We start from the raw sequence: 14,360 nt of genomic DNA on the forward strand, positions 1-14,360 counted from the left end.
CGCGCTTCTCCACAGCTTCGCATCTCGATCGCGCCCCGAAACGAGCACAGGATAGAATCGGCTCCCGTGACCGGAACGAATCTCCTCGGCATCCCCGAGACGCGCCTTGCGGCTGAGCCAGAGGTCGTCGACGACCTGTCCAACCTGCCCCACGACCAGGCGGCGCTTGCGGCCATCGTCGAGAAGCACCCGGCCTCATCGCTGGCGTGGGCGACCCTCGCAGACGCCGCGCACGCCGACGGCAACACGATCGGCGCGTACGCCTACGCACGCGTCGGCTACCACCGGGGGCTCGACGCCCTTCGCAAGGCCGGGTGGCGAGGCCAGGGCCCCGTGCCGTGGTCGCACGACCCCAACAAGGGAGTCCTGCGCGCGTTCTACGCGCTCCGACGAAGCGCAGCAGAGATCGGCGAGGAGGGCGAGCCCGAGCGCCTCGCCAGCCTGCTCCACGACGCCGACCCGCAGGCGATCACCGAGATCGAGCGGATGCACGCGGCGAGCTAGCGGCGCACCCGCACCAGCAGACAAGCAGGAAACAAGGCAGGGCCGCCGAGTCGGTCCGCCGACCGCGCGGCTCACGCCACGCACACGACAGGCGCGAGCTGCGCCGATCCGACAGAACAGGGGCGACACATGCCAGGCGTAGCAATCATCGGCGGCCAGTGGGGCGACGAAGGCAAGGGCAAGGCAACCGACCTCCTCGGCGACCGTATCGACTACGTCGTGAAGTTCAACGGCGGCAACAACGCCGGCCACACGGTCGTGATCGGCAACGAGAAGTACGCGCTGCACCTGCTGCCCTCCGGGATCCTCACCCCAGGCGTGACCCCCGTCATCGGCAACGGTGTCGTCATCGACCTCGATGTGCTCTTCCACGAGATCGACCACCTCGAGGCGCGCGGCGTCGACACCTCGAAGCTGCGCGTCTCCGCGAACGCTCACCTCATCACCGGGTACCACACCACGCTCGACAAGGTCACCGAGCGGTTCCTCGGCAAGCGCCAGATCGGCACCACGGGGCGCGGCATCGGCCCCGCCTACGCCGACAAGATCAACCGCATCGGCATCCGCGTGCAGGACCTCTTCGACGAGAACATCCTGCGCCAGAAGGTCGAAGCAGCGCTCTTCGGCAAGAACCACCTCCTTGTGAAGGTCTACAACCGCCGCGCGATCACGGTCAACGAGATCGTCGACGCGCTCCTCCTCCACGCCGAGCGCCTCCGTCCCATGGTCGGCGACACCTCGCTCGAGCTCTACGACGCCCTCAACGCGGGCCGCAACGTCGTCTTCGAGGGCGGCCAGGCGACCATGCTCGACGTCGACCACGGCACCTACCCGTACGTGACCTCCTCGTCCTCGACCGCGGGAGGCGCATCCACGGGCGCCGGTGTCGGCCCGACCCAGATCAACCGCATCATCGGCATCGTCAAGGCCTACATCACGCGCGTCGGAGCCGGCCCCTTCCCGACCGAGCTGTTCGACGAGTGGGGTGAGCTGCTCCGCACTCGCGGCGGCGAGTTCGGCACCACCACCGGACGCCCGCGCCGCACCGGCTGGTACGACGTTCCCGTCGCCCGCTACACGGCCCGCATCAACGGGGTCACCGACTTCGTCATGACGAAGCTCGACGTGCTCAGCGGCATCGAGCGCATCCCCGTCTGCGTCGCCTACGACGTCGACGGCGTCCGCTTCGACGAGATGCCCGTCTCGCAGTCGGACATCCACCACGCGAAGCCCATCTACGAGTACTTCGACGGCTGGACCGAGGACCTCTCCGGATGCCGCACCTTCGAGGAGCTGCCCGAGAACGCGCAGCTCTACGTGCAGGCGCTCGAGCGCCTCTCCGGTGCCCGCATCTCCGCGATCGGCGTCGGTCCGAAGCGTGACGAGATCATCCAGATCCACGACCTCATCGACTGACCGCGGGCCTCGCCGCCGGGCAGGTGTGCGGGCAAGCGCTCAACGCCTGAGACAATCGACGACGTGAATAGCGCCCCCGCAGCCCTGACCGTCCTCCCAGACCCCCAGTTCGTGATGGTCGGCGATGGTCACCGCATCGCCACGTACACGTGGGGAGATGTGGACGCGACGACGGTGATCGTCGTGCACGGCTTCGCGTCGAGCACGAAGGACAACTGGGTGGCGACGGGCTGGGTGCGCGACCTGCTGCGCGCCGGCTACCGCGTGCTCGGCCTCGACCAGCGCGGGCACGGGCAGAGCGACAAGCCCTACGAGGGTCGCGACTACGACATCCGCACGCTGGCCTCCGACGTCGAGGCCGTGCTCGACGCCTACCTCGTCGACACCGCGCTGTACGTCGGCTACTCGCTCGGCGCGCGCGTCGGCTGGGAGGTCGCACAGGACTTCGCGGACCGCATCCCGCGGGTCGTGCTCGGGGGAGTCCCGGACGGCGTGCCGCTCGGGCGCCTCGACATCGATCAGGTGCGCGAGCTCATCGACCACGGCACCCCGGTGCAGGACCCGGTGACGCAGAACTACCTCGCCCTCACGGAGCGCGTCGGAGGCAACGACCTGCGGGCACTGCTCGCGATCGCGGAAGGGATGCGCGCATCCGGCAAGGCCGACCCCGACCTCGGTCGTGTGCCGCAGCAGCCGGTGCTCTTCGCGACCGGATCCCGCGACGGCATCATCGAGGGGTCCAAGGCGCTCTCCGCGGCGACGCCCAAGGCCCGCTTCTTCGAGATCCCGGACCGCCACCATTTCAACGCTCCGGGCTCGCGTGACTTCCGTGCCGCAGCGCTGGCCTTCCTCGCCGAGGAAGGCCAGCAGGGCTAGCGGATCCCGGTGGGTGGCGACTGGGTGGCGTTCGGGAGCGCCGGGCAAGATGCTTCCATGTCGTCCAGAACATTCGAACGCCACTCTCGCGGACACGGCGGGGCCATCCCGTGGATCGTCGTCGTCCCCTTCGCCGTCTCCGGGGTCATCCACCTCGTGAAGCCCGCCGTCTTCGAGCCGATCATCCCCAAACCGCTGCGGGGGCGCAGCCGCGAGCTGGTGGTCGCGTCCGGCGTCGCCGAGCTGGCGTGCGCGGCGGGGCTCGTGCGCCCGTCGACACGGTCGATCTCGGGGCTCGCGAGCGCGGCCGTGCTGCTCGCGGTCTGGCCCGCCAACGCCCAGATGAGCGTCGACCTGGGCCGCCGGGCGTGGCGGAAGCGCACCGCCTCGTCGGTCGTCGCGTTTGTCGTCTCCGTTGCTCGCCTGCCGCTGCAGCTCCCGCTCATGAGGGCCGCGCTGGGCTCCGGGAGCTAGCCTTTCCGAATGAGCATCGAGTCGAAGGACGATCAGGTTCGGACGACCTCCGAGCAGCGGGAGATCGAGCGGAAGTACGACATTCCCGAGGGGGCGGGGGAGCCCGAGTTCTCGAAGCTCGGCGCGGGGCTCCGGGCAGGGGAGCCGGTCACGGAGACCCTCGTCGCCGAGTATGTCGACACTCCCGAGCTGGCGATCCTCGACGCCCGCTGCGTGCTGCGTCGCCGCACGGGTGGCGACGACGAGGGGTGGCATCTGAAGCGTCCGCGCAGCGGCGACGAGCGCATCGAGGTCCACGCTCCCGTGGGTGCCCCGCGGCGGATCCCACCGGAGCTGCGCGCCGAGTTCGCGGAGATCATCGGCGACCGCCCCGTGCTTCCGCTCGTGGAGCTCACGACGACGCGCACGACCACTGAGGTGCGTGGTGGCGGCGCGTGGTCGGCCGGCGGGGCGCGGGATGACGACGACGCGCTCGCCGCGCTCATCTGCGACGACGTCGTGCACGCCAGGGTCGTTCGCATCGGCGAGGAGCGCACGCTCGAATGGCGGGAGTTCGAGGTCGAGCTGGCGGACGGCGCATCGACCCGGGTCTTCGACGAGATCGAGGCGGTGCTCTTCGACGCCGGCCTCACCCCGTCCATCCACCGCTCCAAGCTCGTTCGCAGTCTCGAGGGCGTCCAGCCCGCGCAGGCGCCGACGGGGCAGGGGTCGGCTGGCGACGCGGTCATCTTCGCGATCGCATCCCGGTTCGGGGAGTTCCAGGAGCAGGAGGCCGCGGCCCGCGTGGATGCGCCGGACGCGGTGCACCAGGCGAGGGTCGCGCTGCGCAGGCTGCGGAGCCTCCTCAAGGTCTTCGGCACCCTGTTCGAGGCCGATGCGGTCGCGTCCCTCGCTGGGGAGCTCAGGTGGGCTGGGGGCGTGCTCGGGGCTCCCCGCGACGCGGAGGTCCTCCGCGAGCTCGTGCTCGCCGAACTCGACTCGGTGGGACACCTCGAGGCGGGCGAGGAGGCCGTCGACATCGCCAGAGCACGCATCGAGGCGCTCATCGCCGACCGGCACGCAGCCGCCCTCGCGTCCTTCCGGACGGAACTCGATGGGGAGCGCTGGGACGCGCTGCACGACAGCCTCGTCTCGTTCGTCACCGCGCCCCCGTTCGCCGGGCTCGCCGCCGGGCGCGCCCTCGGCACCATGCGGAGCCTGACCCGCACAGCGATCGCCACGGTCGAGAAGCGGACGGAACGCGCCCGCAAGAAGCCGAAGAAGCTCGAACGCTGGCACGACGTGCGCAAGGCCGCGAAGTCGGTCCGCTACGGCTACGAGGCCATCGACGAGCTGCCGGACGCGACGGCGAAGAAGCAGCGCAAGGAGTGGAAGCGCCTCGCGCAGGCCTTCGGCGAGCTGCAGGACTCGTCGATGCTCGACGAGGAGCTCGGCGTGCTGGGCGAGCAGCTCGGGCTGTCTGCGCAGGAGGAAGAGCGCGGAGAGACGGGTGCAGCGGACCGCGATGCTGCCGCCGTGCTCGGGGAGCTCCGGGCCCGCATTCGCGCCCGCCAGAACGACGCGCTGCGAGTAGCCCGCGACGCCCTCGACGACCTGGCCTGACCGGCCGGCGAGATCTGCACGGCCCGGTCAGGCGGTGGTGCCAGGATCGGCGCATGCACATCGATCTCTCGGGCCGAACGGCCCTCGTCACGGGTTCCACGCAGGGCATCGGCCTTGCCATCGCCGCGGATCTCGCCGCCGCGGGCGCGCACGTCATCGTGAACGGGCGCGGAGCCGCCAGCGTGGAGTCGGCCGTCGCCGAGCTGCGCGGGCGCCTGCCAGGAACGACGATCGAGGGGGTGCCCGCTGACCTCGCGACGGCGGAGGGCGCGGCCGTCGTCCGCTCAGCGTTCCCTGACCTCGACATCCTCGCCAACAACCTCGGCATCTACGGCAGCACGCCCGCTTTCGAGATCAGCGACGAGGAGTGGCTGCGCTACTTCGAGGTGAACGTGCTGTCGGCCGCCCGTCTCATGCGCGAGTACCTCCCGGGCATGACGTCGCGGGGCTGGGGGCGGGTCATCTCCATCGCGAGCGACTCAGCCGTCGTGATTCCCGAGGAGATGATCCACTACGGAATGACCAAGACGGCGCTGCTCGCGGTCTCGCGCGGCTACGCGAAGGCGGTCAAGGGCACAGGGGTCACCGTCAACGCCGTCATCGCGGGGCCGACGCATACCGGCGGGGTCGAGGCGTTCGTGGCCGAGCTCGTGGGCGACGACCTCGCCTGGGATGACGCGCAGCGGGAGTTCATGCGACGGCACCGGCCGCAGTCGCTCATCGAGCGTCTCATCGAGCCGGAGGAGATCGCGCACCTGGTCACCTACCTGGCATCGCCGCTGGCCTCGGCGACGACCGGAGGCGCCCTGCGCGTCGACGGCGGCTACGTCGATTCGATCCTGCCGTGAGCGTTGAGCACAGCCTCGACGTCGGCGACGTCGGTGAGGTGTGGACGTCGCTCGTCGCAGCCACGACGGAGCGCACGCCGTTCACGCTCGGCTACCTCGGCACCGTGGCGTCGAGCGGCGAGCCCCGCGTCCGTGCCGTGATCCTGAGAGCCGTGGATGAGCGGCGCGGCGTCGTGGCGTTCGCGACGGACAGTCGGACGGCGAAGATCGGGGAGCTGAGCCTGGACGCGCGAGCGGCCCTCACGTTCTACGATCCGGATCGCGACGTGCAGCTGCGCCTGGACGGCCGCGCGGAGATCGTCACCGACACTGTCGTCCGACGCGAGATCTGGGAAGGGCTCGCGGCGGGGTCGAAGCGGCTCTACGACACGCCTGAGGTGCCCGGGACTCGGCTGGCCGATGGGGTCTCCGACGGGCTGGGGACGGGCGATGGGGCTGCGTTCGAGCGCTTCGCGTGGGTCCGGGTCACGGTCGACGCGATCGACGCAGTCGACCTCTCCGGCGCTGAGCACATCCGCTGCCGCCACACACGAGGAGTCGACTCCTGGGCAAGCGAGCGGCTGGTTCCCTAGGCGCGCTACTGCATGGGCGCGTTCAGGTTCGACGCCCAGGTTCGTATCGCTGAGCGCTCGTTCTCGTCGCACACGTACCCGTAGCCGGTCGTCGTGTCGCCGTTCGTGAGCGACCACTCACCGTAGTAGGTCAACGCGTAGCAGTCGGCCATGACTTCGGCACTGCCCTGGAAGAGGCCCTGCGCGAGCAGCTCGTTGTACTCGCCGCGATACTCGAAGACGCTGGCGTTGTCGGCACGCTGGTAGACGTGGGCCAGCTCGTGCACGACGGTGAACTTGCTCGACCACTCGCCGAGCTCGCTCTCCGGGAGCAGATGCACGGTGAGCGAGTCTTCCTTCGTGATGCACCCTGTCGTGCGCCAGTCCTCCCGATCGTCGGCCGTGCACGCGGTTGCCGCATCCCACTGAACGTCGACGAACCCTTTGCCTGCCGTGTCCACGATGCTCTCCGTGACCAGGCCGCTGGCGTTCACGCGCCGGGCTTGAGCCTCCGCGACGCTGACCTCGAGGCCCTCGCGGAAGGTCTTCGCCTGCGCTGCGAGCGTCTGCGCGGTGTACTCGAGCAGGTTCGGATCAGCCATCTTCTCGTCCTGCCGGAACAACCATTCGAAGTCAGCGACGAGCCAGGCGACGGGCGACTCTTCGAACTCGAGGGAGAGCTCGTCGATCTTGGCGCGTTCGTCCGCATAGAGCGCACGCTGGGTGTCGATCTCGGAATCTGCCGTGGGGGCGGCATCGGGTGTCGCCACGCCGGAGGGGCCGCCTGTCTCATCACCCCCGGAAAAGAGCAGCGCGCCGAAACCGGCGAAGACGATGACGGCCACGATGGCCACGACGGCCAGGCATCCGCACCCGGCGAGCCAGCCGCCGACTCCGCGGCTTCGGCGAGGCACGTGCGGTGCTGTCGCCGGTGCGAGTGCTGGACCTGCTGCTGACGCGGCTGGTTGGCGACCGGGCGCTCGTCCGGTCGACAGCGTCGGGTTGACGCCTCGGATCCAGCGGATGAGCTCAGGGGAAGCGGCTGGGTTCGCGGCGATGAGCCCATGGAGGTCCCAGCGCTGGGCGGCGAGATCGACGAGCACCTGCAGCGGTGTGCTCGGATCGCAGGCGATCGCGTGCGCTGCCCGTGGCTGCCGGTCGTTCATCCGCTCCCCGTGATGTCCTGGCTCCCCGCCCGGGGGAGATGCGGTGCTGTCTGCTGCAGGAGGGGACTCTCCTGCGGCGATTCTGGCACCGGTCCAGCGTAGTCCGCGGTGCGTTGCTGCCTGCTGCACCGCGTCCGGCTGTCCGAGAGTCGACGATCTGTGTCGCTCGATGGACTCTTGGGCAACGCAGCGCGAGCAGCTAGGCGAGGGCGGCGTCGATGGCGTCGGCCGAGAGCACGTGGTCGATGGCGAGGGCGCTGGCGCCGAGGATCGCGGCGTCGCCTCGCGCCCGCGACGCCACGACCCGGAGGTGCTGGGTCGCGAGCGGCAGGGAGCGCGAGTAGACGACTTCGCGGATGCCGGCCATGAGCTGCTCGCCCGCCTCCGCGATGCTCCCGCCGATGACGATCATCGACGGGTTGAGCATGCTGACGCAGGCGGCGAGCACGGTGCCGACGTCGCGGCCGGCCTGACGGAGGGCCCGGGCTGCGCTCAGGTCTCCCGAGCGCACGAGCGCCACGATCTGCCCGCTGCCCGACACCTCGATGCCCTCCTCGCGGAGTCTTCTGGCTATTGCGTCGCTCCCGGCGACGGCTTCGAGGCAGCCGAGGTTGCCGCACCTGCAGGGGATGCTCTCGGCGCCGGGCACGGCGATGTGCCCGATGTCGCCTGCGGCGCCTCTGGCGCCGCGTCGCAGCGAGCCGTCCGCGATGATGCCGGAGCCGATGCCGGTCGCGACCTTGACGAAGAGCAGGTCGGAGACCTCGGGCCACTCGCTCCGGTGCTCGCCGAGGGCCATGATGTTGACGTCGTTGTCGACCAGCACAGGAGCGTCGAAGTGGGCGCCGAGCCTGCCGGCGACGTCGGCGTCGTCCCAGCCGGGCATGATGGGCGGGTTGATGGGGCGGCCGGAGCTGAACTCGACGGGGCCGGGGAGGCCGACGCCGACGCTCACGAGCTCGCGGCGCCCGCGGTTCGACGCGGCGAGCATCTCGTCGCCCTTCTTGCACACCCAGGCCAGCACCGCGTCCGGCCCGAGGTCGATGGGCAGCTTGTCCTCCGAGTCGGCGATGATGTTCGAGGCGAGGTCGGTGAGGGCCATTCTCGCGTGGGTCGCGCCGAGGTCGACGGCGAGGACAACCCTGCTCTCGGGGGAGAAGGCGAAGACGGCGGGGGGCCTGCCGCCCGTCGAGTGCGCTTCGCCGACGGTCACGATGAGGCCAGCCGTCATGAGCATGTCGATGCGGGTCGCGACCGTGGAGCGGGCCTGGCCGGTGACGGATGCGAGTTCAGCGCGCGTTCGGGGGGCGCCGTCGCGGAGCATCTGGAAGAGCTCTCCGGGGCCAGGCTGGCGCGACGCCGGCTTCGGCAGCTGCTCGATGACCATGCGCGTCTTCTCTCTCGAATCGGTGGTCGGCGGGATCCGACTTCGCCACGTTACCGCTCTGCCCGTCTTCGGTGACTGCGACGCTTCTGTGTGGTTGCGTATCTCAATTGTGCAACAGGCAAGACACTTTTGCTTGACCGTCGACAAAAGTGGCGGTAGCTTTCGACACATGGTCAACGAAGACCCCACATCGGGTCCCTCCCCCCTCCTGCAGATGCGCGGCATCGTCAAGCAGTTCCCAGGTGCTCGGGCGCTCGACGGCGTCGACCTCGACGTCCTCCCCGGCGAAGTCCACTGCCTGCTCGGCCAGAACGGCGCAGGCAAGTCGACGCTCATCAAGGTGCTTGCAGGCGCACACCAGCCCACCGAGGGCCAGCTGCTCCTGGGCGGCGAGCCCATCACCATCCCCAACCCGGTCGCTGCCCTCGGGCTCGGCATCGCCACGATGTACCAGGAGCTCGACGTCGTCGACGGCCTGACCGTCGCGGAGAACGTGTACCTCGGGCACGAACTCGACACCGCGGGAGTCTCCAGGCGTGCCGAGGCGAAGCAGCGGACGAAGGAGATCCTGGCGCGGCTCGGGCACTCCGAGATCTCACCGACGACCGAGGTCGGCGAGCTCTCCGCCGCTGGCAAGCAGATCGTGTCGATGGCACGGGCGCTATCGCACGAGGCCCGCATCATCGTCATGGACGAGCCCTCCGCGGTGCTCGACTCAGAGGAGGTCGCGAACCTCTTCCGCGTAGTCGAGGAGCTCACGAAGGCGGGCGTCGCGATCATCTACATCTCGCATCGGCTCGAGGAGATCCGCACGATCGGCGATCGCATCACGGTGCTCAAGGACGGCCGCACGGTCGCCCAGAACCTGCCGGTCAGCGAGACTCCGACCTCGGAGCTCATCACGCTCATGACCGGCCGCAAGGTCGAGTACCTGTTCCCCGAATCCCCTGAGCTCCCATCGGATGCCCCCGTGCTGCTCGACGTGCAGGACCTCGCGCTCGCGGACACGTTCTCGGACGTCTCCTTCACCGTCTCAGCGGGTGAGATCGTCGGATTCGCGGGGCTCGTCGGCGCCGGCCGAAGCGAGATCATGGAGACCATCTACGGCGCGCGCAAGGCGACGGGCGGCACGGTCACGGTCGAGGGCAAGACGCTCGCGCGCGGTTCGGTCACGGCCGCCGTGAACGCGGGCATCGGCCTCGCCCCGGAAGAGCGCAAGAGCCAGGGGCTCCTGCTCGACGAGCCCGTCTACCGGAACATCACGCTGTCCACGTTCCAGCGCTTCGCCTCGTTCTCGTGGCTGAAGGAAGGCGATGAGCGCCGCGCCGCGAAGGAGCAGGCGGAGTACCTCGACCTGCGGCCGGCTGGCGTCGACCGCGACATCCGCACGCTCTCGGGTGGAAACCAGCAGAAGGCGATGCTCGCCCGCTGGCTCGTGCACGGCTGCCGAGTGCTGCTGCTCGACGAGCCGACCCGAGGTGTCGATGTCGGCGCGCGGGCCGAGATCTACGCCCTCATCCGCAAGCTCGCCGACGAAGGCGCTGCGGTCGTCGTCGTCTCCAGCGAGATCCCAGAGGTCCTCGGCCTCGCCGACCGGGTGCTCGTCGTCTCCGAAGGACGAGTCGTCCACCAAGGCCCAGCATCCGCTCTCGATGAGCACGCCGTACTCGACATGGTTATGGAAAGCAGCGCAGCATGAGCACTCAGACTCCCCAGTCCTCCGCCCCGAACGGCGGCTCGCCATCCCAGGACGGCACGATCACCGCCCCCGCCGCCGACGAGAGCTCCCGCGTGGAGCACGAGGTCGCCAGCGACAACGCCAAGCGCGGCGGCTTCTTCCGTGGCAGCTCTGCCCGCAACTTCGGCCTCATCCTGGCGCTCGTCGTGCTCTGCATCGCAGGCACGGTGTCGGCAGGAGAGCGCTTCGCGAGCGTCGACAACCTCATGGTGGTGCTGAGCCAGGCGTCCATCATCGGCGTCCTCTCGATCGGCATGACGTTCGTCATCACGGCGGGCGGCATCGACCTGTCCGTCGGCTCCGTGCTCGGGCTCGCCTCGGTCTGGGCGACGACGCTCTCCACGCAGGCCTACGCGGAAGCGTGGGGATGGTGGGTCATCGTGCTCACCTCGCTGCTCGTCGGGCTCGGCGCCGGTGTCGTCAACGGCGTCCTCATCGCCTACGGCAAGGTCGTGGCGTTCATCGCGACGCTCGCCATGATGGTCGCCGCCCGTGGCTTCGCGGAGCTCATCGCAGGTCGTCGCACGCAGATCGTCAACGTCGACTCGTTCCTCGAGACGTTCCGCGGCGACCTCCTCGGTATCCCGGTCATCGTGTGGATCTTCGTGCTCGTCGCGATCGGCGGCTGGTTCCTCCTGAACCGCACCACCTTCGGGCGCCGCACGGTCGCCGTCGGCGGCAACCCGGAGGCCGCGCGCCTCGCCGGCATCAAGGTGAAGCGCCACACGATGTACCTCTACGCGCTGGTCGGTCTGACCGCCGGCATCGCGTCCATCATGATGCTCGCCCGCACGACAGCGGGCTCGTCCACCAACGGCATGCTCTACGAGCTGGATGCGATCGCGGCGGTCGTCGTCGGCGGCACCCTGCTCGTCGGCGGTCGCGGCACGATCGTCGGCACCGTCCTCGGTGTCCTCATCTTCGCCACCCTCACGAACATCTTCATCCAGGCGAACCTCGACAGCTCCGTGCAGGCCATCGCGAAGGGCGCGATCATCGTGATCGCCGTCCTCCTCCAGCAGCGCTTCTCGTCGAGGGCCAAGACGTCCTAGCCGCGGGACGGGGCGCAAGCCGGCCCACCCCCCAGGCCGATCCTCACCAGACCCACCGAACCCACCAGACCCAAACCCCATCACCATGGCAGCATCAAAGGAGATCCCCATGTCCACGAGTTCCTTCAGGAAGACAGCTTCCCGAAAGCGCCGGATCCTCGCAGCAGGCGCAACGGCCGCTTCGGCGCTGCTGCTGCTCACCGGCTGCCTCTCGAACACCCCGCCGGCGGCGGAGGGCGAGGCGCCAGCAGGCGGCAACGCCACGGCGTCCGACAACGACGCGGCCGGCGAGCCGCTGGTCATCGGCTTCTCGGCCCCGGCGGCCGACCACGGCTGGATGGGCGCAATCACGTCCGCCGCCGAGGCTGAGGCCGCGAAGTACGAGGACGTCGAGCTTCGCGTCGCAGAGGGCACGAATGACGTGAACCTCCAGATCAGCCAGATCGAGGGCTTCATCAACGACGGCGTCGACGCCATCGTGCTGCTGCCCTTCGACGGCGCAGCCCTCACCGAGGTCGCAACGAAGGCGATGGAGGCGGGCATCCCGGTCATCAACGTCGACCGCGAGTTCACGAGCCCCTTCGCCGCCCGCACGACGGTGCTCGGTGACAACTACGGCATGGGCGTCAGCGCCGGCACGTACATGTGCGAGCAGCTCGCGGACAAGCCTGATGCCGTTGTCGCCGAGATCGCCGGCATCGACTCCCTGCCGCTCACCCAGGAGCGCAGCCAGGGCTTCGCGGATGCGCTCGGCGACTGCGGTCTCGAGGTCTCGAACCGTGTCGCTGCCGACTTCACGGTGCAGGGCGGTGAGCAGGCGGCCACGAACCTCCTGCAGGCCGCTCCGCAGATCGACGCGATGTGGAACCACGACGACGACCAGGGTGTCGGTGTCCTCTCTGCCATCGAGAACGCCAACCGTGACGAGTTCTTCCTCGTCGGCGGCGCGGGCTCGGCGAACGTGATGCGCGAGATCCAGGAGGGCGACAGCGTCGTCAAGGCGACCGTCGTCTACCCGTCGACGCAGGCGGCCGATGGCATCAAGCTGGCCCGCCTCATCGCGCACGACCGCTCGCTCGGCGACCTCACGTCGCAGAGCGTCCCCCGCCTTGTGCAGCTCTACGCTCCCGTCGTGACGAGCGAGAACGTCGGCGACTACATCGACGCGGCGTTCGAGTCGTAACCAGCTGCTCACACTGTCCGCGCGGGGCGGGGCTCTCCTCCTCTCTGACTCCGCCCCGCGTCGGCCTCCTGAACGAAAGAGTGAACAATGAGTCAAGACGCACAGCCGGACCTGGGCATCGGCATGGTCGGCTACGCCTTCATGGGGGCCGCGCACTCGCAGGCGTGGCGGAACGCTCCCCGCTTCTTCGACCTGCCGCTCGCGCCCAAGATGCGCGTCGTGGCCGGCCGGAACGCCGCGAAGGCGGCGCAGGCCGCTGACAAGCTCGGCTGGGCATCGAGCACCTCCGATTGGCGTGAGCTGCTGACTCGCGACGACGTGCAGCTCATCGACATCTGCTCACCGGGCGACACACACGCCGAGATCGCCATCGCGGCGCTCGAGGCGGGCAAGCATGTGCTCTGCGAGAAGCCGCTCGCCAACACGGTCGAGGAGGCCGAGCGGATGAACGCGGCGGCGATCGCCGCCGAGGCTCACGGCGTGCGCGCCATGGTCGGCTTCACGTATCGGCGAGTGCCGGCGATCCGACTCGCGCAGCAGCTCGTCGCGGAGGGTCGCATCGGCGACATCCGTCAGGTGCGAGCCCAGTACCTGCAGGACTGGCTCGCCGACGAGAACGCGCCGCTCTCCTGGCGTCTCGACAAGGAGAAGGCCGGCTCGGGCGCGCTCGGCGACATCGGGGCGCACATCGTCGACCTCACCCACTTCATCACCGGCCAGCAGCTGAGCGGAGTCTCCGGTCTCGTGGAGACGTTCGTGAAGGAGCGACCCGTCGCCGAGGATTTCGCGGGGCTCTCCGGAACCGGCGGCACAGAGCGCGGCCCCGTCACGGTCGACGATGCCGCAGTCTTCTTCGGTCGCCTGCAGGGCGGCGCCATCGCCGTCTTCGAGGCGACACGATTCGCCTACGGCCGGAAGAACGCGATCAGGCTCGAGATCAACGGAACGACGGGATCGATCGCCTTCGACTTCGAGGACATGAACGTGCTCGAGTACTTCGATGCGAGCGGCGATCCCACCACGGCCGGGTACACGCGCATCATCGTCACCGAGCCAGAGCACCATCCATTCATCAAGGCGTGGTGGCCGGCCGGCCACGGGCTCGGCTACGAGCACGCCTTCACGCACCAGGCGGTCGAGCTGGTCGAGGACATCGCGGCTCACCGAGCTCCGGCGCCCTCGTTCGCCGACGGCCTCGCCGTCCAGCGGGTGCTCGCCGCCGTCGAGGAGAGCTCGGCACACGGCAGCTCGTGGGTCTCGATCCCCGTGCCGAGCGATGCCCCGCACGCCTCAGTCGAACCAGAACTCCAGAGGAGCTAGTACATGTCTCGTCCTGTCACGTTGTTCACCGGTCAGTGGGCCGATCTGCCGTTCGAGGAGGTCGCGCGCCTTGCGGGGGAGTGGGGGTATGACGGTTTGGAGATCGCCTGTTGGGGCGATCATCTGGATCCGTGGCGGTGGGACGACGCCGAGTACGTCCAGGGGCGGCTCGACATCCTCGAGCGCAATGGTCTGAAGGTGTGGACGATCTCGAACCATCTCAAGGGGCAGGTCGTGTGCGAC

13 protein-coding genes and 1 pseudogene are annotated in these 14,360 nt (G+C 69.3%); 12 read left to right on the forward strand and 2 right to left on the reverse strand.

Annotation, left to right across the window (positions count from 1 at the left end; genetic code table 11):
- Positions 1-66: 66 nt before the first annotated feature.
- The 7 genes from C5E10_RS02615 (at position 67) to C5E10_RS02645 (ending at position 6,292) form a co-directional block, all read left to right on the forward strand.
- The gene (locus C5E10_RS02615) at positions 67-504 is read left to right on the forward strand and encodes a DUF3151 domain-containing protein (RefSeq protein WP_104240074.1); all 438 of its coding nucleotides are present in this window, start codon (positions 67-69) and stop codon (positions 502-504) included.
- 129 nt (positions 505-633) lie between these two features.
- Positions 634-1,920, forward strand: coding sequence for an adenylosuccinate synthase (locus tag C5E10_RS02620; protein ID WP_104305762.1), 1,287 nt, complete (start codon positions 634-636; stop codon positions 1,918-1,920).
- 114 nt (positions 1,921-2,034) lie between these two features.
- The gene (locus C5E10_RS02625) at positions 2,035-2,796 is read left to right on the forward strand and encodes an alpha/beta fold hydrolase (RefSeq protein ID WP_104330325.1); all 762 of its coding nucleotides are present in this window, start codon (positions 2,035-2,037) and stop codon (positions 2,794-2,796) included.
- Between the two features lie 57 nt (positions 2,797-2,853).
- Positions 2,854-3,270, forward strand: a complete 417-nt coding sequence (locus tag C5E10_RS02630; RefSeq protein ID WP_104330326.1) for a DoxX family protein — start codon at positions 2,854-2,856, stop codon at positions 3,268-3,270.
- A gap of 9 nt (positions 3,271-3,279) precedes the next feature.
- Positions 3,280-4,872 carry a CYTH and CHAD domain-containing protein gene (locus C5E10_RS02635; RefSeq protein ID WP_104330305.1) on the forward strand — a complete coding sequence of 531 codons (1,593 nt, stop codon included), beginning with the start codon at positions 3,280-3,282 and terminating at the stop codon, positions 4,870-4,872.
- A gap of 53 nt (positions 4,873-4,925) precedes the next feature.
- The gene (locus C5E10_RS02640; RefSeq protein ID WP_104330306.1) at positions 4,926-5,720 is read left to right on the forward strand and encodes an SDR family NAD(P)-dependent oxidoreductase; all 795 of its coding nucleotides are present in this window, start codon (positions 4,926-4,928) and stop codon (positions 5,718-5,720) included.
- Complete coding sequence (locus C5E10_RS02645; protein ID WP_181062603.1) at positions 5,717-6,292, forward strand: pyridoxamine 5'-phosphate oxidase family protein; 576 nt, start codon at positions 5,717-5,719, stop codon at positions 6,290-6,292. The genes C5E10_RS02640 and C5E10_RS02645 overlap by 4 nt, the downstream gene beginning before the upstream one ends.
- A gap of 5 nt (positions 6,293-6,297) precedes the next feature.
- Here the strand turns inward: C5E10_RS02645 and C5E10_RS02650 are convergent, their stop codons facing one another.
- Positions 6,298-7,437: a hypothetical protein gene (locus tag C5E10_RS02650; protein ID WP_104330308.1), complete on the reverse strand. Its 1,140-nt coding sequence runs from the start codon at positions 7,435-7,437 to the stop codon at positions 6,298-6,300.
- A 199-nt stretch (positions 7,438-7,636) separates the two neighbouring features.
- Complete coding sequence (locus tag C5E10_RS02655) at positions 7,637-8,824, reverse strand: ROK family protein (RefSeq protein WP_104330309.1); 1,188 nt, start codon at positions 8,822-8,824, stop codon at positions 7,637-7,639.
- A gap of 169 nt (positions 8,825-8,993) precedes the next feature.
- On the opposite strand from C5E10_RS02655, the gene C5E10_RS02660 reads away from it, so the two are divergent.
- From C5E10_RS02660 to C5E10_RS02680, 5 genes and pseudogenes are all read left to right on the forward strand, one after another.
- A complete protein-coding gene (locus tag C5E10_RS02660; protein ID WP_104330310.1) occupies positions 8,994-10,523 on the forward strand; it encodes a sugar ABC transporter ATP-binding protein in 1,530 nt (509 codons plus the stop codon).
- On the forward strand, positions 10,520-11,614 hold the full coding sequence (locus C5E10_RS02665) for an ABC transporter permease (RefSeq protein WP_104330311.1): 1,095 nt from the start codon (positions 10,520-10,522) through the stop codon (positions 11,612-11,614). Before C5E10_RS02660 ends, C5E10_RS02665 begins: the two co-directional genes overlap by 4 nt.
- 109 nt (positions 11,615-11,723) lie before the next feature.
- Positions 11,724-12,797, forward strand: a complete 1,074-nt coding sequence (locus C5E10_RS02670; RefSeq protein ID WP_104240084.1) for a substrate-binding domain-containing protein — start codon at positions 11,724-11,726, stop codon at positions 12,795-12,797.
- 87 nt (positions 12,798-12,884) lie between these two features.
- Positions 12,885-14,117, forward strand: coding sequence for a Gfo/Idh/MocA family protein (locus C5E10_RS02675; RefSeq protein ID WP_104330312.1), 1,233 nt, complete (start codon positions 12,885-12,887; stop codon positions 14,115-14,117).
- 3 nt (positions 14,118-14,120) lie between these two features.
- A pseudogene (locus tag C5E10_RS02680) lies at positions 14,121-14,360 on the forward strand (sugar phosphate isomerase/epimerase); the annotation flags it as partial.

The sequence above is a fragment of the Pseudoclavibacter sp. RFBG4 genome, assembly GCF_002931515.1.
GTDB lineage: Bacteria > Actinomycetota > Actinomycetes > Actinomycetales > Microbacteriaceae > Pseudoclavibacter.

Excerpts from the sequence above, each read along its gene's own strand:
- C5E10_RS02620 (WP_104305762.1), top strand. The coding sequence starts at position 634 with ATGCCAGGCGTAGCAATCATCGGCGGCCAGTGGGGCGACGAAGGCAAG.
- C5E10_RS02625 (WP_104330325.1), top strand. The coding sequence starts at position 2,035 with ATGGTCGGCGATGGTCACCGCATCGCCACGTACACGTGGGGAGATGTG.
- C5E10_RS02630 (WP_104330326.1), top strand. The coding sequence starts at position 2,854 with ATGTCGTCCAGAACATTCGAACGCCACTCTCGCGGACACGGCGGGGCC.
- C5E10_RS02635 (WP_104330305.1), top strand. The coding sequence starts at position 3,280 with ATGAGCATCGAGTCGAAGGACGATCAGGTTCGGACGACCTCCGAGCAG.
- C5E10_RS02640 (WP_104330306.1), top strand. The coding sequence starts at position 4,926 with ATGCACATCGATCTCTCGGGCCGAACGGCCCTCGTCACGGGTTCCACG.
- C5E10_RS02650 (WP_104330308.1), bottom strand. The coding sequence starts at position 7,437 with ATGAACGACCGGCAGCCACGGGCAGCGCACGCGATCGCCTGCGATCCG.
- C5E10_RS02655 (WP_104330309.1), bottom strand. The coding sequence starts at position 8,824 with ATGGTCATCGAGCAGCTGCCGAAGCCGGCGTCGCGCCAGCCTGGCCCC.
- C5E10_RS02660 (WP_104330310.1), top strand. The coding sequence starts at position 8,994 with ATGGTCAACGAAGACCCCACATCGGGTCCCTCCCCCCTCCTGCAGATG.
- C5E10_RS02665 (WP_104330311.1), top strand. The coding sequence starts at position 10,520 with ATGAGCACTCAGACTCCCCAGTCCTCCGCCCCGAACGGCGGCTCGCCA.
- C5E10_RS02670 (WP_104240084.1), top strand. The coding sequence starts at position 11,724 with ATGTCCACGAGTTCCTTCAGGAAGACAGCTTCCCGAAAGCGCCGGATC.
- C5E10_RS02675 (WP_104330312.1), top strand. The coding sequence starts at position 12,885 with ATGAGTCAAGACGCACAGCCGGACCTGGGCATCGGCATGGTCGGCTAC.